The organism is Bacillus sp. SRL543 (genome assembly GCF_984799205.1).
In genome coordinates this window covers 4173479-4194999 of the sequence record NZ_OZ481794.1, presented here as the reverse complement: position 1 = coordinate 4194999, position 21521 = coordinate 4173479, and the positions used below count along the sequence as shown (strand labels likewise).

21 protein-coding genes and 3 pseudogenes are annotated in these 21521 nt (G+C 44.4%); 19 read left to right on the top strand and 5 right to left on the bottom strand.

Going from position 1 to position 21521, the window contains the following annotated elements:
- Positions 1 to 44: 44 nt before the first annotated feature.
- The 3 genes from AC4E8B_RS21440 to AC4E8B_RS21430 all read right to left on the bottom strand — a co-directional run bounded on the left by AC4E8B_RS21440 (position 45) and on the right by AC4E8B_RS21430 (position 4433).
- Positions 45 to 2513 (bottom strand): N-acetylmuramoyl-L-alanine amidase family protein, encoded by a 2469-nt coding sequence (locus AC4E8B_RS21440; RefSeq protein WP_490215452.1) that lies wholly within the window; start codon positions 2511 to 2513, stop codon positions 45 to 47.
- 162 nt (positions 2514 to 2675) lie between these two features.
- On the bottom strand, positions 2676 to 3695 hold the full coding sequence (locus AC4E8B_RS21435; protein WP_490215451.1) for an LCP family protein: 1020 nt from the start codon (positions 3693 to 3695) through the stop codon (positions 2676 to 2678).
- A 102-nt stretch (positions 3696 to 3797) separates the two neighbouring features.
- Positions 3798 to 4433 carry a YigZ family protein gene (locus AC4E8B_RS21430; protein ID WP_490215450.1) on the bottom strand — a complete coding sequence of 212 codons (636 nt, stop codon included), beginning with the start codon at positions 4431 to 4433 and terminating at the stop codon, positions 3798 to 3800.
- A 571-nt stretch (positions 4434 to 5004) separates the two neighbouring features.
- Between AC4E8B_RS21430 and AC4E8B_RS21425 the strand changes: the two genes are divergently transcribed.
- The 4 genes from AC4E8B_RS21425 (at position 5005) to AC4E8B_RS21410 (ending at position 8145) form a co-directional block, all read left to right on the top strand.
- Positions 5005 to 6147 (top strand): sensor histidine kinase, encoded by a 1143-nt coding sequence (locus AC4E8B_RS21425; protein WP_490215449.1) that lies wholly within the window; start codon positions 5005 to 5007, stop codon positions 6145 to 6147.
- 39 nt (positions 6148 to 6186) lie between these two features.
- Positions 6187 to 6870: a response regulator gene (locus tag AC4E8B_RS21420; protein ID WP_490215448.1), complete on the top strand. Its 684-nt coding sequence runs from the start codon at positions 6187 to 6189 to the stop codon at positions 6868 to 6870.
- 139 nt (positions 6871 to 7009) lie between these two features.
- A complete protein-coding gene (locus AC4E8B_RS21415; protein WP_490215446.1) occupies positions 7010 to 7165 on the top strand; it encodes a sporulation histidine kinase inhibitor Sda in 156 nt (51 codons plus the stop codon).
- Between the two features lie 140 nt (positions 7166 to 7305).
- Positions 7306 to 8145 (top strand): DegV family protein, encoded by an 840-nt coding sequence (locus tag AC4E8B_RS21410; protein ID WP_490215444.1) that lies wholly within the window; start codon positions 7306 to 7308, stop codon positions 8143 to 8145.
- Positions 8146 to 8181: 36 nt separating this feature from the next.
- On the opposite strand, the gene AC4E8B_RS21405 is transcribed toward AC4E8B_RS21410, so the two are convergent.
- Positions 8182 to 9111, bottom strand: coding sequence for a manganese-dependent inorganic pyrophosphatase (locus AC4E8B_RS21405; protein ID WP_490215443.1), 930 nt, complete (start codon positions 9109 to 9111; stop codon positions 8182 to 8184).
- 436 nt (positions 9112 to 9547) lie between these two features.
- Here AC4E8B_RS21405 and AC4E8B_RS21400 point away from each other — a divergent pair, with 436 nt between their 5' ends.
- The 14 genes and pseudogenes from AC4E8B_RS21400 to AC4E8B_RS21335 all read left to right on the top strand — a co-directional run bounded on the left by AC4E8B_RS21400 (position 9548) and on the right by AC4E8B_RS21335 (position 19688).
- Positions 9548 to 11050, top strand: a complete 1503-nt coding sequence (locus AC4E8B_RS21400) for an ATP-dependent helicase ComFA (RefSeq protein ID WP_490219827.1) — start codon at positions 9548 to 9550, stop codon at positions 11048 to 11050.
- Positions 11031 to 11750: a ComFC family protein gene (locus tag AC4E8B_RS21395; protein ID WP_490215442.1), complete on the top strand. Its 720-nt coding sequence runs from the start codon at positions 11031 to 11033 to the stop codon at positions 11748 to 11750. Before AC4E8B_RS21400 ends, AC4E8B_RS21395 begins: the two co-directional genes overlap by 20 nt.
- 40 nt (positions 11751 to 11790) lie before the next feature.
- Positions 11791 to 12207: a TIGR03826 family flagellar region protein gene (locus AC4E8B_RS21390; protein WP_490215440.1), complete on the top strand. Its 417-nt coding sequence runs from the start codon at positions 11791 to 11793 to the stop codon at positions 12205 to 12207.
- A 113-nt stretch (positions 12208 to 12320) separates the two neighbouring features.
- Positions 12321 to 12587 (top strand): flagellar biosynthesis anti-sigma factor FlgM, encoded by a 267-nt coding sequence (gene flgM, locus AC4E8B_RS21385; protein ID WP_490215438.1) that lies wholly within the window; start codon positions 12321 to 12323, stop codon positions 12585 to 12587.
- A 17-nt stretch (positions 12588 to 12604) separates the two neighbouring features.
- Positions 12605 to 13087, top strand: coding sequence for a flagellar protein FlgN (locus AC4E8B_RS21380; protein ID WP_490215437.1), 483 nt, complete (start codon positions 12605 to 12607; stop codon positions 13085 to 13087).
- A gap of 17 nt (positions 13088 to 13104) precedes the next feature.
- Positions 13105 to 14706 (top strand): flagellar hook-associated protein FlgK, encoded by a 1602-nt coding sequence (flgK, locus tag AC4E8B_RS21375; protein ID WP_490215436.1) that lies wholly within the window; start codon positions 13105 to 13107, stop codon positions 14704 to 14706.
- 11 nt (positions 14707 to 14717) lie between these two features.
- The gene (gene flgL, locus AC4E8B_RS21370; RefSeq protein WP_490215435.1) at positions 14718 to 15581 is read left to right on the top strand and encodes a flagellar hook-associated protein FlgL; all 864 of its coding nucleotides are present in this window, start codon (positions 14718 to 14720) and stop codon (positions 15579 to 15581) included.
- Between the two features lie 52 nt (positions 15582 to 15633).
- Positions 15634 to 16194, top strand: a complete 561-nt coding sequence (locus AC4E8B_RS21365) for a DUF6470 family protein (protein ID WP_490215433.1) — start codon at positions 15634 to 15636, stop codon at positions 16192 to 16194.
- Between the two features lie 17 nt (positions 16195 to 16211).
- Positions 16212 to 16643 carry a flagellar assembly protein FliW gene (fliW, locus tag AC4E8B_RS21360; RefSeq protein ID WP_490215432.1) on the top strand — a complete coding sequence of 144 codons (432 nt, stop codon included), beginning with the start codon at positions 16212 to 16214 and terminating at the stop codon, positions 16641 to 16643.
- Positions 16644 to 16874, top strand: coding sequence for a carbon storage regulator CsrA (gene csrA, locus AC4E8B_RS21355; RefSeq protein WP_490215431.1), 231 nt, complete (start codon positions 16644 to 16646; stop codon positions 16872 to 16874).
- Between the two features lie 113 nt (positions 16875 to 16987).
- Positions 16988 to 17374: pseudogene (locus AC4E8B_RS21350) on the top strand (flagellin N-terminal helical domain-containing protein); the annotation flags it as partial.
- Positions 17375 to 18058: 684 nt separating this feature from the next.
- A pseudogene (locus AC4E8B_RS21345) lies at positions 18059 to 18520 on the top strand (flagellin); the annotation flags it as partial.
- 356 nt (positions 18521 to 18876) lie between these two features.
- A pseudogene (locus tag AC4E8B_RS21340) lies at positions 18877 to 18990 on the top strand (flagellin); the annotation flags it as partial.
- Positions 18991 to 19457: 467 nt separating this feature from the next.
- The gene (locus AC4E8B_RS21335) at positions 19458 to 19688 is read left to right on the top strand and encodes a hypothetical protein (RefSeq protein ID WP_490215429.1); all 231 of its coding nucleotides are present in this window, start codon (positions 19458 to 19460) and stop codon (positions 19686 to 19688) included.
- Between the two features lie 370 nt (positions 19689 to 20058).
- Here the strand turns inward: AC4E8B_RS21335 and AC4E8B_RS21330 are convergent, their stop codons facing one another.
- Complete coding sequence (locus tag AC4E8B_RS21330; protein WP_490215428.1) at positions 20059 to 21033, bottom strand: endonuclease; 975 nt, start codon at positions 21031 to 21033, stop codon at positions 20059 to 20061.
- A 124-nt stretch (positions 21034 to 21157) separates the two neighbouring features.
- Between AC4E8B_RS21330 and flaG the strand changes: the two genes are divergently transcribed.
- Complete coding sequence (flaG, locus tag AC4E8B_RS21325) at positions 21158 to 21520, top strand: flagellar protein FlaG (RefSeq protein WP_490215427.1); 363 nt, start codon at positions 21158 to 21160, stop codon at positions 21518 to 21520.
- The last annotated feature ends 1 nt before the right edge of the window (position 21521 follow it).

The window sequence follows — 21521 nt, the reverse complement described above, 5'->3', positions numbered from 1 at the left end:
GGGGTACAGGTCTGTAGCCCCAATCATTCTCGTAAACTTATAGCTTAGAAGTTATTAAAATATTGTTCGAGCCCTTTAGTGATCCCGACAGCTGCTTTCGTGCGGAAAGCAGTAGTTTTTAATAATGCTTCCTCGCTTGGATTGGAAAGGAAAGCAAGTTCTACCAATACGCTTGGCAGCTCATTCATTCTATTAACATAGAAGTTCTGCTCTTTAACTCCGCGGTTATAGGTGCCCAGTGAAGATACCATGCTCTTTTGCACAGCTTCGCCGAGCGTCTTGCTTCGCGGACCGTTGAAATTGACTGTCGAGTTGTAATAAGTAGTTGATCCTCTGGAACTTGAGGAGAAAGAATCTCCGTGAATGCTGATAAATGCATCAGCTTCAGATTTATTTGCTATCGAAGTCCTTTCAGACAACTCCAGGAAAATATCTGTGCTTCTTGTCAGGATCGGAATGGCGCCGTACTTTTCCAGTTCTGCCTTCAGCAGAAGGGCAGTTCCCAGATTCACGTCCTTCTCCCTTAATCCTGTAGGCCCGATAGCCCCAGTATCTTTGCCGCCATGTCCTGCATCAATGATGATTTTCTTGCCTAAAAGCCCGTTGGGGATGACTTTTACCGATACTTTGTCTTTATAATCCCTTAATGTAAATGTGTAGCCTGGCTCAAAGGTAAGCACCACTGATTCCTGGGCACCGGAAGCAAAGGTTTCAACAGACTTGATGCCTTGAATGCTGCCTGATGGAAGTTCTACATCTGTCATTCCTCCGGTCAGTTTAAGTCTGTTGGAAGAAAGGACAGAATAAGAGATGTCAAAACTCATCGGCTTCTGCCATGTTAAATAAGTATCTGCTCCTGAAGAAGTAACAGACGGGGCAAACAGGCCTTTTGAAGAAACAGTCGATGTCTGTGCTTCAAGGACCCATCCTCTGGTGCCGCTGCTGTTTTCCGCGTTGAGCCATCCGTTCAGTTTTCCAAGTACAATCAGAGATTCGTTGGCTTTTAGATAAGAGCTTACCGCATATTTGGAATTTGCTCCCTTGCGCAGGACAGCACCGCTCTTGGCAAACGCATACTGGTGGTCATTCAGGGAAGATACAAGCTCATTAGCAGGTGTCCAGCCGGTTCTTCCGGTGGAGCTTTTTATATTGAGCCATTGCTCTCCATTTGCATTGACGAATGAGCCAAGGATTGTAACATTGCTGTTGTAAGCAAGCCGTTCTGTAACTTTATATTGATAAGTGGCCCCAGAGTAAAGGGCAGCATTCCTGGTTCCTACAATCTTTGTGCCGCCGATAGGGGCAGGAGCAGAAGGCTGCTGCTTTGAAACGACGGATTCATGTACCCAAACAGACTGGTTCGAGCTCGTCAAAGCTTTATACCAGACAGCATTGGATGAATCAGTGGCTGTTGCGATCCCCTTAAGGCTTTCTCCTTTTTTAGCCTGTCCGGCTACGGAATAGCTTGTCGATGGGCCGCTGCGCAGGTTAGCTACATCAACACTTACATATAAATTAATATTTAACGACTGTTCACTGCTGACAGACTCTGCCCGGACCCATCCCATAAGGGAGGAGCTGACTTCAATCCTCAGCCATGCATCGCCGCTGCTATGGACAAAGTGATCTATCACTTTTACTTTTTGATTGATTGTGAGCTTGGCAGCAGATGCATAAGTATCTGTTGCCCCTTTTCGAACGTCTATACCGCTTGCCTGGCTATATACATAGCTACCAACGGCTGGAAGCACCGGATCTGATGGGCTTGGAGGCTTCACAGTGCTGAAAGCCGATTCAGGCACCCAGCCTTTTACTGAGCCCAGATCCACTCGATGCCATTTCTCTCCGGCGGCATTGGTAAAGCTGTCGATTACTTTGACTTGCTGATTCTTCGCAAGGTATGCAACAGCAGCATATGAATTTGTTGCGCCTTTTCTTACAGGTGTATTATCAGCCTGGACAGTTTTAGTTTCCGCTGCTGGAGGGGGAGGCTTAACCTCGGAAGCAGGTGAGACATAGTCTTTAATTACCCAGCCTGTTGCCGTACCGGTTTCGATCCTGTACCAAAATTCTCCATTGGCATTTTTGAAGCTGTCAATTACTTTGACAGAGGTTCCCTTGGACAGCTGGGCAGCCACTGCATAGGAAGTGGTGGCTCCTTTTCTGATATTGACTTTATCTCCGCTGATCACACCCATTTTGCCGTTCTCTATCAAACCGGCTTGAGGGGCAGTGAAGTGGGCGGCTAAGCCCCATCCTTTTTCAGCTCCAAGATCGACGCGATACCAAAGTTCCCCGTTGGCATTTGTAAACTCATCCACTACCGTTACGTTTTTACCGGTAGTGAGGCTTGCGACTAGGGGATAAGAACTAGTAGCTCCTTTGCGGATATCTACCTTTTGATCTACAGACATACTAGCAGGAAGATTGGCAGCTTTAGCATCTTCAGCCTGCATGAGGATTGGAAACAAAGCAGCAGTGGCAAGAACTGAAGAAGCAATTATTTTTTTCACGTTTTTACCTCCATGGACAAAATATTGGTTCATATCCTATTCTATCGAAAATTGTCAAATCTTCCAACCCATAGAAGGAAATAGAAATTAGGAAATTGGTAGGGAATTTATACCAATATATGAAAGCGCAAAAAAAACCGGCTCATACAGAGCCGGTCAGGATTAAGGCTGGCTATTATATTCTGATGCTGTATCAGAGCTGTTAGAACTGCTCTGATATGGAGTGCTGCCATCCAGCGCAGTGTTCAGGGTATTGCTTAACTCTGCAAGGGAATCTTCGTATGGAATATAGTAATATGCATCATTAATATATTCATCATAGCCTTTTATGGAAAGGTTCTCGATCGGTGTGGTTCTTATTTGTGAATATAGCTTTACAAAGCTGACAAATTTTGACGGCGGTATATTCGTTTTGACGTTATTGCCGAGATCATCCATAATATCGTCGATTTTTGTAATAGAGCTAAAAGAAGTCCCTTTATCAACGATCTCCTTGATTACCTGCTGCTGCCTCTCATTGCGCCCCATATCCCCTTTTGGATCTGTTTTGCGCATTCTCACATAGGCAAGTGCTTCATTTCCGTTCAGATCCATCTCACCTTCATGGAAGGTTTTCCACTTCAGGCTTTCTGTAAGCTGCGCCTTAAATGTAAACGGAACATCGACTGTTACACCTCCGAGCGTATCAACGATATCCTCAAATCCATCGAAGTTGGTTGTGACATAGTAATCAATCGGCACATCAAGCAAATCCTGGACAGCATTAACTGTTGTTTCTATTCCGCCATTTCCAAATGAATGGGTTATCTTTGTTTTGTATCCGATCTCGGGGATATAGAGCCTTGTATCCCGCGGGATGCTTAGTACGTATACTTCTTCAGTCTGCGGATTTACGGTTACGAGCATCAATACATCAGAGCGCGCCCCGCCTTCCTGTGTTTCGAGTCCGACGAGAAGGACATTGAATGGATCCTTTGTCACCTGCACTTCTTCTTCCCTGTGGGTGGCTACCTTATCGGGGTTCAGCTCCTGGTATATATCATCAGTGGCCTGTTTTGCATTGCTTAAAATATCATAAGCGAAATAAGATCCGCCGCCCAAGACAATTAAAAGTATTATAAGGACAAAGATACGCCAGAAGCGCAGCTTTTTCTTTCTCCTCGTAGATCTAGATTTAGCCATATAGTAATATCCCTACTTTTTATTGTGATTAGTTCCAAATATCTATGCAATAGTTTATTTTACAGAAAACTTCAAACTTCGTAAATGAAAATTAAGCGTAAATCATGAAACATCTTCCTCCAAGTAAAGCAGCTCCCCTTCCTCCAGCCGGCATTGGCCATTTGAGAGGTCGATGAACCAATTTCTGTAGGCGTCTACAGACTGCTGTTCGACAAAAACAGCTATTTCCACCTTGTCGAGATAATGGATCTCTTTAATTTGGTATACAGAGGAGCGGAGTTCATTTTCGATTTTACCGAGCAGGGTATAATCTATGAAAGCCCTCATAATCCTCATCAGCTTGCGTTCTACCATGCCTGTTTCTGTTATACCTTCAGAAGCTGACTTGCCATATGCCCTGATAAGGCCTCCCGCCCCTAATTTTATTCCTCCAAAATAGCGTGTCACAACCACTACAGTATCTTTTAAATGTTTCTTTTTTAGAACTTCAAGGATAGGAACCCCGGCTGTTCCGCTCGGTTCTCCGTCATCATTCGCTTTTTGGATCAGGTCATTCTCGCCAATCATATATGCAGAGCAATTATGGGTTGCATCATAATGCTTCTTTTTAATGGATTGGATAAACTCCAAAGCTTCTTCCTCTGATTCTGCCCTTGATACATGGGAAATGAATCTTGATTTCTGGATTACGATTTCATGTTCTCCGCCATTCTTGACTGTTAAGTATCTTTCCAGCATATTAGCTTCCTTTCTGCTCTTAATTTATATTCTGCTGCAGAACCTCTATATTCCCTTTATAATGCCCTGTCCCTTATTATAATTCGACAATATCCGCTGAATTTCTTTTTATTCCGATTGTAATAAAACTTTAATATAGGCGTCTTTTTTGCATGTTATAATAAACATTATTCAAAATTACTTTTCAACTATTGCAGAATAGTATTTGTGAGGTCCTATATCCGGTGAATTAGATTCTGGACTACTCTATTTCTATTATAAAATACTAATAATGCTTTTAGGAAAGTAGGATATTAGGCGCAGTTTTCTTACATAAGCTATGTCTATTTACCGAATTTTAGCGTATTTGGTATAGTTTTCATACGTAAAATATAGTATATCTTTCTAATTCACGCTAAAATAGTGACAGAATGCCGGAAGGGTTTTCATTTGACCAGCTTCATGCCTAGCCGCTGTACTTGGGCAATAGCTTGTTCTAAACATATGTCTTTCTATATAAAGAAAGGAATGGACCTGCTATCGTTTTGCCGCGCGTATAGTCATAAGCTGACTGGGCAATGGAGGTACTTAGATGACAAGAAAAAAAATCGACACAGTCACTCTTGATCTAATTCTGGAAAAAATGATCGACACTGTAGGCAATAGTAAAGATGAGATATTCAGAATTGGGGAAAAGTGCAGACAGGACTATGAAACTTTAGCGGAAGAACTCAAAGAAGTTAAACAATTAGTTATAGAGACAATAGATAACGGGGACAGGCTGGAAGGGCAGACGAGGTTTGCCAGGAAACGGCTTTCGGAAGTAAGCATGCATTTCAAGGACTACACGGAGTCGGAAGTCCGTGAAGCATATGAAAAGGCACATCAGCTGCAGATGGAATTGTCGATGAACAGGCAGCAGGAGAAGCAGCTCAGGGATCGCCGCGATGATATTGAAAGAAGGCTGCTGGGCATTACGGAAACCATAGAACGGGCAGAAAAGCTTGTTTCACAGATATCGGTTGTCATGAATTATATGATGAGCGATCTTAAGCAAGTTGGCGAGGTTCTGGAAGACGCGAAGCTAAAGCAGGATTTTGGGCTGAAGATCATCGAAGCCCAGGAGGAAGAGCGCAAACGCCTCTCAAGGGAAATCCATGACGGCCCGGCCCAGATGATGGCCAATGTGATGATGCGCTCCGACCTTATCGAACGGATATACCGGGAGCGGGGCGGTGACGAAGCGCTCAGGGAAATCCGGAGCCTGAAAAAAATGGTCAGAAATGCTTTATATGAGGTCAGGAGGATCATCTATGATCTCAGGCCGATGGCTCTTGATGACCTTGGGCTCGTTCCTACTCTGAAGAAGTATCTTCAGACCATTGAAGAGTACCATAAAGATACAAAAATCCAATTTATCAATATTGGAGAAGACAGAAGGCTTCCTTCCAATTATGAAGTTGCCTTGTTCCGGCTGATACAGGAGTCTGTACAGAATGCACTTAAGCATGCCAAGAGCAAAGAAATCATTGTGAAGCTGGAACTGTCCAAGGCAGGCATTACCGCTGTCATTAAGGATAATGGCCAAGGCTTCAATCCAGACCAGCGCAAAAATGAATCCTTCGGCATCATCGGCATGAAGGAAAGAGTCGAGCTGCTGGAAGGGCAAATTTCGATCGATTCCAAAATAGGCACCGGAACGGTCGTGCTAATACAAATTCCTTTTAATCAATAATAGATAAATATAACAGGAGATTTAGGGAGGCGTAACACAATGACTACAAAAATCGTCATTATAGATGATCATCAGCTATTCAGAGAAGGGGTAAAGCGAATACTGGATTTCGAAAAAACTTTCGAGGTTGTAGCTGAAGGCGATGATGGCACAGAAGCTGTAGGCCTGGTTGAGGAATATAATCCTGATGTCGTGATCATGGATATCAACATGCCCACAATCAACGGTGTGGAAGCGACAAAGCAATTAGTGGAGAAATACCCGGATGCAAAGGTCATCATCCTTTCCATCCATGATGATGAAAACTATGTAACACATGCACTGAAAACGGGAGCGAGCGGTTATCTGCTGAAGGAAATGGATGCCGACGCGCTTGTTGAAGCGGTCAAAGTGGTGGCTGACGGAGGCTCTTACCTGCATCCGAAGGTAACCCATAATCTGGTCAAAGAATACCGCCGCCTGGCATCTGATGAAAACGGCAGCGGCGAAGGATATACTCAGATGGAAATCCGCCGTCCGCTGCATCTGCTGACACGCCGGGAATGCGAAGTCCTTCAGCTTCTTGCTGACGGAAAAAGCAACCGCGGCATTGGCGAAGCATTGTTCATCAGTGAAAAAACAGTTAAGAACCATGTGAGCAATATCCTGCAGAAAATGAATGTAAATGACCGCACCCAGGCTGTTGTTGTAGCCATCAAGAATGGCTGGGTTGAGGTAAGATAGTGGGGGGCACGCTGAGGCGTGCTCTTTTTTATGCTGTCATTATAATGTAATGTAAACTTCGGAAAATAGTTGTTTACAAAATATGTAATTATATGTTAAAAATAGGTTAAAAGTAATGGATGGAGGGTTTTAATAGATTATGACCAGCCTGCTGCTTTTATCAGATGAGAATTTGTTCAAAGTTTTCGAGGACGCCCTGCTTTGTGATGTGGACAATGACTTTCTTGAACTGATCGCCGATGAAATCAACCGGAGGCAGCTTTCTCATCTTCTGCCGCTAGCCGCCAATTACTAGCTTCTTTCAGCTTTACCCCTTTTAAAAAATCTGTCCCCCTAATATTAAGCTTTCTTTTCTCCCTAGGATTTTCCCTTGTTTTCATATAAAATATAAATTGGACATATAGTAGAGAAAAAACAAAGGATGGTACTCTTTATATGAGAACAGCCGTAGTAACAGACAGTACTGCATACATCCCGAAGGAATTGCGGGATCGACTGAACATACATATGATCCCTCTCAGCGTGATTTTCGGAAACGAGACATACGAAGAAGAGGTAGAAATTACAGCCGAAGCCTTCTATGAAGAAGTGAAGCATAAGGAACTGCCGACGACCTCACAGCCTTCGACAGGCCAATTCGTCGAGCTGTTTGAAAAATTGGCGGCCGACTATGATGCGGTCATCAGCATCCATCTGTCGAGCGGCATCAGCGGCACCTATCAGGGAGCCGTCACCGCAGGGAGCATGGTTGAAGGAATCAGGGCGTATCCATTTGATTCCGAAATCAGCTGCATGGTTCAGGGCTTTTATGTCATTGAAGCGGCAGAAATGGCCGCGGCAGGCAAGGATCCGCAGGACATCATGGCCCGCCTGGAAGAAATGAAACAGACGGTGCGTGCCTACTTTATGGTGGATGACCTTTCCCATCTGCAGCGCGGCGGCCGCCTTTCAAGTGCCCAGGCGCTGATCGGCAGTCTGCTTCAGGTCAAGCCGCTTCTTCATTTCCAGGACAAAGTCATCGTGCCATTCGAAAAAATCCGCACCCGCAAAAAAGCGATGAAGCGGATTGCTGACCTTCTTGGAGAAGCTGCATCAGGCGGCGGGGAATACCGCGCCGTCATCATCCATGCGAACCGCGAGAAGGAAGCTGACGAGTGGAAAGCAGAGCTGGAAAAAGAGCTGCCGAACGTCGAATTCATGATCGGCTACTTCGGCCCGGTCATCGGCACACATCTTGGCGAAGGCTCTATGGGGCTTGGCTGGTATAAGAAATAAAAAATGCCGCTCCGAGGTTTTCGGAGCGGCTAGTTTTTACTTTGTTAATGCATCAGTCAGGTTAGGCACGATTTGCTTTTTACGTGAAACAACACCCTGCAGGACAGCTTTCTCATCAGCAAGCACCACATTGAATGCTTTCTCGACAGCAGCTGCTTCCTTGCCAAGCGCAAGCGCGACAGAATCGTTCGTCAGGATGTTAGTTGCAACAAACAGGAACAGATCCAAGCCTTTTTCCTCGATTGTGCTGTTGATTACCGCACGCAATTCTTCTTCAAGCGCAAACACATCGTTTGTATCAACGGCGTTCACCTGCGCCACTTCCACTTTAGCAGAACCCATCTGGAATTCCTTCGCATCCAGGCTGACAAGCTGTGCAGCAGACTTATCGCTCAGATCGGCACCAGCCTTCAGCATTTCAAGGCCATACTCTTCCGCATCCACACCCGCGATTTCCGCAAGCTCATGTGCAGCTTTCACATCTTCGTCTGTGCAAGTCGGTGATTTGAACAGAAGGGAGTCAGAAATGATGGCGGACAGCATCAGGCCAGCGATGTTTTTTGGAATACTCTTGCCGTTTTCCTTGTACATTTTGTTCAGAATCGTTGCAGTACAGCCGACAGGCTCGCAGCGGTAGTACAAAGGATCGCTTGTTTCAAAGTTGGCGATGCGGTGGTGGTCGATCACCTCAGCCACACGCACACTTTCAATTCCGTCTGCACTCTGCTGGCGTTCATTGTGGTCTACAAGAATGACAGTTTGCGCTTCGTCAGACACATTGCTGATCAGGCGGGGGGCTTCAGCGCTGAACTTTGTCAAGGCGTGTTGAGTTTCGCCGTTGATTTCGCCTAGGCGCACGGCTTCAACTTCCTGGCCAAGTTGAGTTTTCAGGTCTGCGTAAGCCAAAGCTGAGCAGATTGTATCTGTATCTGGGTTTTTATGTCCGAAAATTAAGGTTTTTTCCATATGTAGATCTCCTTTTTTAGGTGGATTCTTCATGGTTTATTATAGAGGAAATTGAGGGGGGAATCTAGGGGAGAGTTTGGGGTGTGGCGGGTTGGCAGGAATGGAGGGAAGTGTGGAGAGAGCTGCAGTTTGAGGCGGGGTGCTGTTGATAAGAGCGGAGGAGTCGGAGTTGCTAATATATGGGGAAAGTTGCTAGTAAAAATGGAAAGTTGCTAATATATGGGGAAAGTTGCTAATAAAAGAGAAAAGTTGCTAATATATTGGAAAAGTTGCTAATAAAAGGGGAATGCAGCATCTCGCGGGGAAGGCTGCCCCGGGGCGAGGTCGCAAATATATCGAGAAAGTCGCAAATAAATGGTTTGAACTCGCAAAAAATATGAAAAAGTCGCAAATAAAACTTAAAACTCGCAAATATCCCGCAAATAAACAGGAAAGGATGATTAGTTTGAAGTTCAAAATCCAAGAAGGGCGCCTCATCCAGGACCAAAATGGCACTCCAATCTCCAAACTCGCTGAAATTCCGGTCATTCCGCTCAATCCATCCTTCAAACCGGATGAAAAACTGGCCGAAATGCTCACCGGCAAACAGCTCCTCACAGACGAACTCCCCTTCACGCCACAAGAAATCGACCAGCACTACCAAAACGGCTACCTCATCTACCGCCCAGGCATCCTCCTCACCGGAAAAAAACCTCAATGTGCCCGCTGTGGCAACACCCAAACTCACCTTTTCGCCAAATTCCCCTGTGCCAGATGCGGTGAAGACTGCCTCTACTGCCGAAGCTGCATCATGATGGGACGGGTCAGCTCCTGCACACCGCTCGCCAGCTGGCAAGGTCCAGAACCACCCCAGCCCCAGCCAAAAACCTACCTGGAATGGTCAGGCAATCTATCCGACGGCCAGCAGACTGCCTCCGACCGCACAGCACAAGCTATCCATCAAAACAAAGAACTCCTGGTCTGGGCGGTATGCGGAGCCGGAAAAACAGAAGTCCTTTTCGCAGGCGTTGACCTTGCCCTACAAGCCGGAAAAAGAGTCTGCCTCGCCACACCACGGACAGATGTGGTCCTCGAACTCACTCCGCGCCTGAAAAAAGTATTCCCTGAAATAACGGTTGCATCCCTCTACGGCGGCAGCGAAGACCGCCATCTCTACGCCCCGCTCACCATCGCCACCACCCACCAGCTGTTCCGCTTTTACCAGGCATTCGACACTGTCATCCTGGACGAAGTCGACGCTTTCCCTTATTCAGTTGACTCAACCCTGCAATACGCCGTCCAGCAGGCAAGAAAGCCTGTGTCCTCTATGATCTATCTAACCGCCACACCTAACCAAAAATGGCAGAGAGACTGCTCCTCCGGTAAAAGGGACCATGTCACCATTCCAGCACGCTACCACCGCCATCCGCTCCCTGTCCCGGAATACCGCTGGTGCGGGAACTGGGAGAAGCTTTTAAAAAAAGATAAGTTGCCCGCGCCGCTCATCAGCTGGATCAGCCACCGCATCCAAGCCTCCAAACAGATCCTCCTGTTCTTTCCCCGCATCGACATCATGGAAGCAGCACTGCCGCTGATACAAAAGCTCCACCCACAAACTGATTCCGTCCATGCCGAAGATCCCGACCGAAAAGCCAAGGTCCAAAAAATGCGCAATAAAGAAACGCAGATTCTCTTAACCACCACCATCCTTGAAAGAGGCGTCACCTTCCCAAATATCGACGTAGCTGTTATCGGCGCTGAGCACCATGTCTTCACCGAAAGCGCCCTTGTCCAAATCTCCGGCCGCGTCGGCAGGAGCGCAGATTTCCCCAGCGGCACCATCACCTTTTTCCACTTCGGCAAAACAGAAGAAATGATCAAAGCCAAAAACCAGATTACAGGTATGAACAGGGAAGCGAAACGAAGGGGGCTAATATTGTATGAATCTTTTTCAAGCTAATCATTGCCTTATCTGTCATAAAGAGATTGATGTGGAAATCGGCTGGCACGAGCTGTTTACACGGACGGAGGAGAAGGTAATATGCAGGGAGTGTGAAGATAGCTTTGATGAGTTAAAGGGAATGTTATGCAGAGTCTGCGGGAGGCGGCTGCAGGAGCTTGATCCCCAGTTCGTTAATGGCGATATCTGCTATGACTGCATCCGCTGGGAAAAAGACCCCGAATGGGAAGGCGCCCTCAGCCGGAATATCTCTCTTTACGCCTATAACGGCTTCCTCCAGGAGCTGATTGCCCGCTATAAATTCAGAGGGGACTATATTTTGGCCAACGTGTTTAAACAAAAGTTAAAAAGAAACATAGAAACTCTCAAGCCAGACCTAATCATCCCCATCCCGCTCAGCCCCGAGCGCCTCTACGAGCGCGGCTTCAATCAGGCCGATGCCCTCATCATCGCAGCGGGCCAAAATCCATCCCATATCCTCACCCGCAACCACACCGAAAAGCAGTCCAAAAAATCTCGCGAAGAAAGAATCCATCTCCATAAAATTTTCAATATAAGCACATCCGCCACATTCAAAGCTAAAAATATCCTCCTCATTGACGATATATATACTACAGGAAGCACCCTCCGTCATGCCGCCCTCCCTCTGAAACAGGCGGGGGCGGCTAACATCATGTCTCTTACAATTGCAAGAGGGTGACCGTTACCATTATATAAGTGTTGATTAGGAGAGAACTGATATGGCTGAACTGGCAAATTGCCCCTACTGTGACAAAGTTTTTGTGAAAAGTCAATTCCGTGATATATGCAATGACTGCTGGAAGGAAGAGGAGCTGAAGTACGAAAATGTTTATCAGTATATCCGCAAAAGAGAGAACCGTACGGCTACAATGCAGCAAGTTGTCGATGCAACCGGGATAGAAGAGGCGTTAATTTTAAAATTCATCCGCACAGGCAAGCTGAAGCTGGCTCAATTCCCGAATCTCGGCTATCCTTGTGATAAATGCGGTGCTTATATCCGTGAAGGGAAGCTCTGCCAGAAGTGTGCGACAGAGCTGCGGAAGGATATTAACACCCTTCATGCTGAAGAGGAACGGAAAAAGCAGATGGCTCTTAAGGAGAAGCAAGGCACCTATTTTTCAATCAATGACAAGTAAAGAATATAGGCAAAAAGATGCATTTTCTTCCTTTTTGCTCTTTTTATTAAAAAAACTACCGGCATAGCCGATAATAGAGGAAAGACTAGTTCGGTCGAAAGCGAGGGAAAACAATGAAGATTAATAATTTCGGACCTTCAGGAATTAACCCGTACAAACGCCAGCAGAACAAGCTGGACACTGCCAATGCCCAGGCGAAGAAAGCCGCGGACAAGGTGGAGATCTCGTCTGCAGCCAAGGAAATGCAGCAAACCTCCAAGATCGATCAGCAGCGCCAGGCAAGAGTTGAGGAGCTGCGCGTCCAGGTCGAGAACGGCAATTATAAAGTAAACCCAAAAGAAGTGGCGAAAAGCCTGCTTGATTATTATACAAAGAATTAAAGAAGGGAGGGTACTTCATGTCCGCTGAAGCATTGTTCGAGAGTATGACAAAGCTCATTAAGCTCCATAAAAGCCTTTCAGAGCTGTCAGCCCGGAAAACCGACATCATTAAGGCGGGGGACACTGAAGCCCTCAGCCAGATTTTAAAAGAAGAACAGACCCATGTGGCTGCAATCAAAAGGATTGAAAATGACAGGCAGAAAACGGCAGCGGCCCTGGTGCCGGGGAAAGCGACTCCAACGATCTCAGATTGTCTGGAAGTGCTCAGTCTCCCGGACCAGGAAAAGCTGGCCGGTTTGACGGAAGAGCTGGCAGAAGACATCCTTCATATAAAAGAAGCCAATGACCTGAACCAGCAGCTGCTGGACCAGAGCTTGCAGTATCTGAATGTATCCATGAATCTGATGAGGCCGCAGCCTGAAAATATTAACTATGGACCGGCAGCCGGCCAGCAAAGCAAACAGCTTCCTTCTCAAGGGCTGTTTAACTCGAAAGCCTAAGAGAGGGAGGAATCACCATGCGTTCAACCTTTATGGGACTCGAAACAGCCCGCCGCGGCATGTTCACCCAGCAAAGCGCCTTATATGTAACAGGCCACAATATCGCCAACGCCAACACGCCGGGCTTTTCCCGCCAGCGCATCAACTTTGAGCAAACATCGCCGTATCCGGCAGCATCGATGAACCGCCCGCAGATTCCGGGACAGATGGGGACAGGGGTGGAAGCAGGATCGGTGCAGCGAATCCGTGAAGGGTTTCTTGACCTGCAATACCGTGTTGAATCCAATAAAGTCGGCTATTACAGCTCTATGAGCGAATCGCTCACCAAAATGGAAGAGATCATGAACGAGCCGTCCGAAAGCGGTCTTCATGCGACTATGGAAAAGTTCTGGAATTCTATTCAGGATATTGCCAGCCACACAGAAAACACTGGTGCACGCGATGTTGCGGCAGCAAGCGGCCAGATGGTGGCTGATACACTAAACTATTATTCTAACTCTCTATCGAGAGTACAGCAGGATATCGGCAGTGAAATCGGCGTCAAGGTAAAAGAAATCAACGGCCTCGTTTCGCAAATCAATGAGCTCAACAACCAGATTGCCAGCGTCGAGCCGAACGGATATCTGCCGAATGACCTTTACGATGAGCGCGACCTATACGTTGATCAGCTTTCACAGCTGGTCAATATAAAAGTGACCAATGTAAAACCTGACAATTACGGTCATGCAAAGGATATTTCAGAAGGGCTTTATAAAATTGAAATTGTTGGGGACGATGGGAAGTCATTTTCTCCGGCTGCGGTGCTTTTGGATGTTACGAAGGAAGAGGGCCTTAAGGATCCAAACCTGCTTGAAGTTTTTGATATTACAGATGCTGATAACGAAGACTTGGAACTAATCAGTGGTCTGATTACTGAAGTACGGGTTGGCGGTGCGGCATTGCCAAGCTTTAATTTTTTCGGTGAGCTTTCCGGCTTGATAAAGAGCTACGGGTATAAAAGTGGGGAGAAGACTGTCGGATATTATCCGGAGATGCTGCAGAAGCTGAATGATTTTACGACGGCTTTTGTGATGGAGTTTAACAAGATTCATGCAGGGGGATTTGATTTGAATGGGGAAAATGACCCTGAAAGAGATTTCTTCGAATTAGATAAGGATCTGGGGGATAATCCAGCTCAACAAATCAAGGTAAATAAAGATATATTAAATGACACCAGTCTGATTGCTGCAGCAGGAAGTAGCACGGGTGGATCAGGCGACAATGCCAATGCCCATAAACTAGCAGCTATTAAAACTAAAGCATTCGGCAGCTTCTCTACTAAAGATGATGCCGGATTCCCGGACACCATGACTTCCGGAAATCTCGACACCTACTACTCCGGCATCATCGGCCGTCTCGGAGTAGATTCTCAAAGCGCTCAAAAGAATGCAAAAAATTCTTTAGTACTGGCGGACTCGGTCGATAAAAGCCGCCAATCAGTCAGTGCCGTCTCACTTGATGAAGAAATGACCAACATGATTAAATTCCAACATGCCTACAACGCGGCAGCACGTAATATTACAGTAGTGGACGAAATGCTCGACAAAATCATCAACGGCATGGGCGTCGTCGGAAGGTAAGGTGAAAGAATATGCGTGTAACGCAATCAATGCTATCCAATAATATGCTCCGCAACCTGAGCAACAGCTATTCAAAGCTCGGCAAGCTTCAGGATCAGATTGCAACACAGAAAAAATTCACAAAGCCTTCTGATGATCCCGTCTCTGCTATGCTGGCAATGAACTATCGGACAGATTTAAACCGGGTTGAACAGTTCCAGCGTAATATCGGGGAAGCGAAGAACTGGATTGATAGTACGGATGATGCACTGGATAAGGGGATCATGGCACTGCAGAGAATCAGGGAATTAACCGTTCAAGCCAGTAATGGGACTCTTGAAGGCGAGCAAAAGAAAAACATTATGGAAGAAATAAAGCAGTTAAAGGAACATTTGACTAATATAGGCGAAACCCAAGTAGGCGGAAAGTATATCTTTAATGGAACACAGACTAACGTAAAGCCAGCAGAAGATGGCACGTTTGGTGAGGGAGCCATCAACCTTGAGGTCTTTTCAAATATAAAAATTCAAGTAAATATGAGTGGCAATGAAATCTTTGGTGATATGTTAAAAGACAGCGGTGATATTCAAGGCCTCATCAACGCTTTAAATGAAGATAGTCCTGAAATCGGCGGCTATCTTGAAAAAGTCGATAAGTATATTGATCAAATGCTTGCTGGCAGGGCGAGGATCGGTGCCAAACAAAACCGCATCGAATTAATGGATGACCGTCTCCAGCAGCAGGAAGTCTTCTCCACCCGCATCCTGTCCGACAATGAAGATGTCGATATGGAAAAAGTGATCATGGAGATGACCACCCAGGAAAGCGTCCACCGTGCAGCCTTAAGTGTTGGCTCACGGATTATCCAGCCGACGCTTGTGGACTTTTTAAGATAAAAATGAAAGCTATCCCAGTGATAGCTTTTTTTCATAGAAAGGAGAAGAGCAGATGAATGTCCCTCAAATAAGACTTGAATCTACCTTTATACGCCTTGGTCTCAATATTGAAAAGCCTGTCCAGGAAATTCAGCAGCCGCAGGCGATTCAGTCGATTGAACAGCCGCAGGCCAAACTGGAAATAGAAACGATTCCAGGAAGGTTGACCATTGACCAGACAAAAGCAAGGGAAGATGTTGATCTGAAGTCGCTCAGTGTCCGGGTGGCTGAGTTTGCTCAAACCGGCTATCAGGATTGGCTTTCCGGTTTAGAGAGAAAAGCGGCAGAAGGCAGTGAACTGATGAAGATTGAAAACGGAGGAAATCCTATCCCCGGACAGGCCAAGGCAAACAGCGAAGGGCCGGAAAAGCAGTTCAATATCGGCTGGCTGCCGTCCCACTTCAGTGTGAAGCTGCAGTATGAACCTGCCCAGGTCAAAATAAACGCCACACCGCAAAAGCCGATCATTAGCGCAGAAACCCAAAAGCCGATTCATAATTATACACCTGGGAAAGTCACTCCCGAAGTGCTCAAAAAAAATAGTCTGACAATCGACTTTGTCAGCAATGAATAAAGGAATGTGGTGAAGATATGAAGCTACAAACGAAGTTCCATGGGGAAATTGAAATAAACGAGAAACAAGTCATTCATTTTAATGCTGGGATACCTGGGTTTATTAACGAGAAGGAATTCTGCATTCTTCCGATAGAGGAAACGCCTTTATTTATATTGCAGTCGGTAAAGTCTGCAGAAACAGCCTTCATCCTGACAGATCCATTCAGCTTTTTCATGGATTATGAATTTAATCTGCCAGAAGAGGTGACCGACGCCTTATCCATTTCATCTGATAAAGACGTTGCTGTATTCGTCATCTTAACCGTCCAGGAGTCCTTTGAAAAAACAACCGCAAACCTTCAGGCGCCAGTCATCATTAATCAGATAGAAAAACTAGGCAAACAAGTCATCCTAAATGGAACTTCCTACACAACAAAGCATCAGCTCATAACCAAGGGGGGGAGATAAATGCTCGTCCTCACCCGCAAAACAAAAGAGTCTATCATGCTAAATGATGACATTGAAATCGCCATTGTTTCTATTGACGGAGACCAGGTTAAACTCGGCATCAACGCTCCTAAAAACGTAGAGATACATAGAAAAGAAATCTATCTCTCCATCCAGCAGGAAAATAGCAGCGCAACCAAAACAGAAAGCGAACTGCTGGGCAGTCTCACGTCCTTCTTTAAACAAAAATAACTAAAAAACTTTTATTTTTTGTTAAACATTGTCTAAACCGGCCGATATTAACTATGTAACCAGCTAACCTAAAGGCGGCCGACTTTAGATCAGCTGAAAAATGAACCACATGGATGTGGGACAAACACTCAAGGAGGAAGAAAGTAATGAGAATTAATCATAATATTGCTGCCCTTAACACATATCGTCAGTTGAATAGTGCTTCAACTGCACAAGGAAAGTCAATGGAGAAGTTATCTTCAGGTCTTCGTATTAATAAAGCTGGAGATGATGCAGCTGGTCTGGCAATCTCTGAAAAAATGCGTGGGCAAATTCGCGGTTTGGACCAGGCCTCTAGCAATGCACAAGATGGGATTTCATTGATCCAAACAGCTGAGGGTGCATTACAAGAAACTCAGAATATTCTACAGCGTATGCGTGAGCTTTCTGTTCAATCAGCTAATGATACAGCTACAGATAATGACCGTTCAGAAATTCAAAAAGAAGTATCGCAATTAAAGAAAGAAATAACTCGTATTTCGGACACAACAGAATTTAATACTAAAAAGTTGTTAAATGGTGATCTCGAAAGTCAAAAAACAGCACAAGGTACTAAACTTCAATCGGTAGCATTAAAAACTGGTGGAACGTCAATTACATCGGTTGCTGCTGCAACAACACAATTACAGTCGCTTACCGATGATAGTGGAAATAATTTAGGTCTACGTGGTGGAGATGTTATCAACGTTACTGGTATTAAAAACGGAACAGCTATCTCTACAACATTTACTGTAGCAGGTAATACGACAACTTCTGCTGTACTTGAGGGTGCAACTGCTACTGAAACTTCAGCGGCTTTGACTAATGGAGACACTATTGCTTTTGAGTATGATGGCCAAGTTTATAGCGCGAATATTGGAACAGCAACAGTTGCAGTTGGGGGAGCTCTTTCTGATGTAGCTACAGGACTTCAAACTGCCCTGCGTAGTGCAATTGGTGGGGGAACCGATATAACAGTTTCTAGTAGTTCAACTTCTGGTGTCTCGAATGATAATTTAACTTTTGCTTCAACATCAGGAAAAGATATCAAAATATTGGCGACAGGTACTAATACTACTGATGCAAACTTAAAAACTGCACTAACAAGTGGAGCAACAAATGCAACTACAACTAACTTAGATGACTTGCTGACTTCTGTGGCTAATATGGCAGGTGCAGGAAGCACAGCTACGGTATCAGGTGGAAAGCTTGATATTACTGGAGTTGCAGGTACGGCAAATGCTTTATCAAATATCAAGATGGAAGTTGACGGCAGAGCTTTATTTAATAACAAAATGAGTTCCTTACAGGAAACTCAGCAAGCACAAGATAATAAAGTTGATTCTTCTTTATCTTTGCAAATTGGAGCTAACCAAAACCAAACTATGTCTGTTGACGTTAATGAGATGAGTGTACAATCTCTTGCTTTGTCTTCAGTGGATGTATCAACTCAACAAGGTGCTCAGACTGCAATTACAGTTGTTCAAAATGCTCTTGACAAAGTTTCTACTGAGCGTTCAAAACTAGGAGCATTCCAAAACCGTTTAGAGCACTCTATCACTAACTTAAACACTTCTTCTGAAAACCTAACTGCTGCGGAATCTCGTATCCGTGACGTAGATTATGCTTTAGCTGCCTAAGCAGTGACAAGCACAGTCGTCCTGGCTGGTAACGGCTAGAGATCATAATTGGGTGAATTGCTGGAAACCCCTTAGAGCTTTTCTTGCCACAACGTAGTTGGAAACGACAAGCGTGATGGCTTTAACAAAAGAAGAGATTGGGCAATCAGCAGCCGAGCTCCTGTCTTGAAAGAGTGGAGAAGGTTCAACGACTAGGATAGACCATCTAAGGCGAAAGCTATGGTGATGAAATCCGTAGGTGAAACAATGGTCATCAGCATTGTGAAACCGAAGTGCCCAACCCCTACTAAATCCCAGAGGGTGAAGATATAGTCTAGTCATTTATGAAAGTAAATGTTCGCACGATGGCGAAAGAAATGATGAACCAAACTAAGAATTCTATTCTTTCTCAAGCAGCACAAGCAATGTTGGCTCAATCTAATCAAATGCCTCAAGGAGTATTACAACTTCTAAGATAATGATTAAAGGGCGTCTAGCTTGGTAACGAGCTAGAGTATAACTGGGTGAATTGCTGGAACTTCCTAAAGCTACATCAACCACAACGTAACTGGAAATAGTAAGCGTGAAGGTTTGAAAATGATGAAGATGAAACAATGGATAATCAGCAGCCAAGCTCCTGTGAGGAAACTCTGGGGAAGGTTCAACGACTAGAGAACACGGTCTAAGGCAAAAGCTATGACTATGAATTTCGTAGGGCAGCAAATGCTGTTCGAAGTGCCCAGCTCCATGAAAACATGGATGAAGATATAGTCTATTCTGTAATCGAAAGGTACAGTCGCAAAGCAAGCGAACCAACAACCACAAGGAGTTCTACAACTTCTTCGTTAATTTTAGACGTTTTGAAAGAGGCTCTAGTTTACTAGGGTCTCTTTTTATGTATATACTGAAAAAAATAGTCTGATTTTTTAAAATTTAATAGAAGGGAATGAATGAGATGTATGAAGAAAAGAGAGTAGAAGATATTAAAAATGTACTGAAGAAGGATTTAGGATTTTATAAGCTTGTCTTTCAAAAGGAGGTCGCCGAAGATTTATATTATATTGCTTATGATAGTAAGGGTATAGAGGATAGAATTAGGGTAAAACCACAATTAGGGACAGTTTATACATGGGTACAAGGAAATTGGAGACCTGTTAAAGGCTATAAATTTGAGTAAACTTTCTTCACGTTTGGAGCACATGGGGAAAGTCGATTGTGCCCCGAAAGCCCATTTGTTCATAGCTAAGACAACTAGAATAGATAAGTAATAATCGAATGTTCAGACATATATTATATCCATAGAATGTACGTTTGTTCCATAAACACTGTTTGTTCAGGGGCTATTTCTATTTTTGTATTGGGTGCCTGTCACTCCCCGGATAATCTTGTTTCATAGATATGTTTCTCAGAAAGTTTGTATAGCTGCTTAAGGTAGGGGGCTACTTCACATTTAGTGAATAAGGGTTTTGGTCCAAAATCTTGATGTTTTTCTGCGCCCCATTGCTATAATAGGCCCCAGGAGCATTCAAGTGTTATAGTAAATATATTTAATTCCAAGGATTCGGTTCTTGCTGGAGTCCTTTTAATTGTTTGAAATGAAACCACAATTGAACAATCGTGCTCTTTTGTAGACCTGTACAGGACTGTATCTTATTGATGATTGTCATGTAGCTACCGGGTAATGCTATTTGAAAGCCTTTTAGAAGAATGTTTTCATTTTTCCTCGAAAAGTGATCCTTCATAATAGTAAAGTATGCGATATCATTTTCAAGTAAGTTCTTGAGGTGATTTAGGCTCCTGCATAGTGCCTCAACAATTTCTTTGGTAGGCTTATTGTTTATAAAATGACCAGGGAGATATATGGTGGTTCTCTTATTCTTCTGTATTGTCTCATATGAAGGAAAAAACAGCTTTCTGTTCATAGATGGATGAATAAAAGGGCGAACTAATCTGAGGAAGTAATAGATCTGAGGAAGGTCATAAAGCAGTAAACGATTTTGTTTATCAGAGCTGAAGGTTATGCCGAATTTTGAACTGATCAATTTTCTTAGTTCATTATTCTCCCTAATACTAAAGGACTCGGAAGAAAGAATAACCTTCTTCAACTTGCCATTCTCAACTTTTAAATGCCCGTCATCCTGATACCACCATGCGAGGCATTCTGGAGTGAGTGTGTCAGCAAGAAACTCAAAAGGAATGACCTTCTTTTTGCCATTATACCAGAGGGGCTGCATCACAGTGGACAGCTCAGAGGTTAAGGATTGAACATAGTAGCTTTCAGAATAGCCTTTTGCTAATCTGGGATCAATCACTTTTTTATACACGGGAGCGTTTAAGCGCAGTGGATCTTTAAGCTGAGTATAGCAATAATAGCACCAGTCCTGATCTTTCAGACAATGCATAAACCGAAAACGCGGCTTTCGTTTGGGCTGAATGCTAAATCCGCCATCTCCTAAAAGCTTTCCTGATAGTAATGACAGATGCCTATGAGAATATTTACTCATCATGCCTTCTATTTTCATGGGTATACCTCCTCAATGAGAGAATATATGTTCTGTTAAAATTATAACAAATTCTTCTTATCACTTAAAAAAATTTTACTTCTGCCGATATAATTACCATGAACAAAGAATAGGGGGAACCTCCATGATTGAGAGGCTTTCAGGACAGAGCGTCGCCTATTCAGCCAGAACTTCATCTCAAGAAAATATAGACACTCAAACAATAAAAGTACAGTTAAATACGGATAGTTTTCTAGAAGAAACACTTGGAACATTTGAAGTGAAGAAAGAGAAGTTGGATAATATTATTGAAGGAATGAACGAGTTCCTGCAGCCTTCCAATACTTCGCTTAAATTTGAGCTCCATGAAAAGCTAAATGAGTACTATGTAACGATTGTTGATGATATTACTCATGAAGTTGTAAAGGAGATTCCTTCAAAAAAGATGCTTGATATGTATGCGGCCATGACAGAGTTTGTCGGGCTGATGGTCGATAAAAAGATATAGG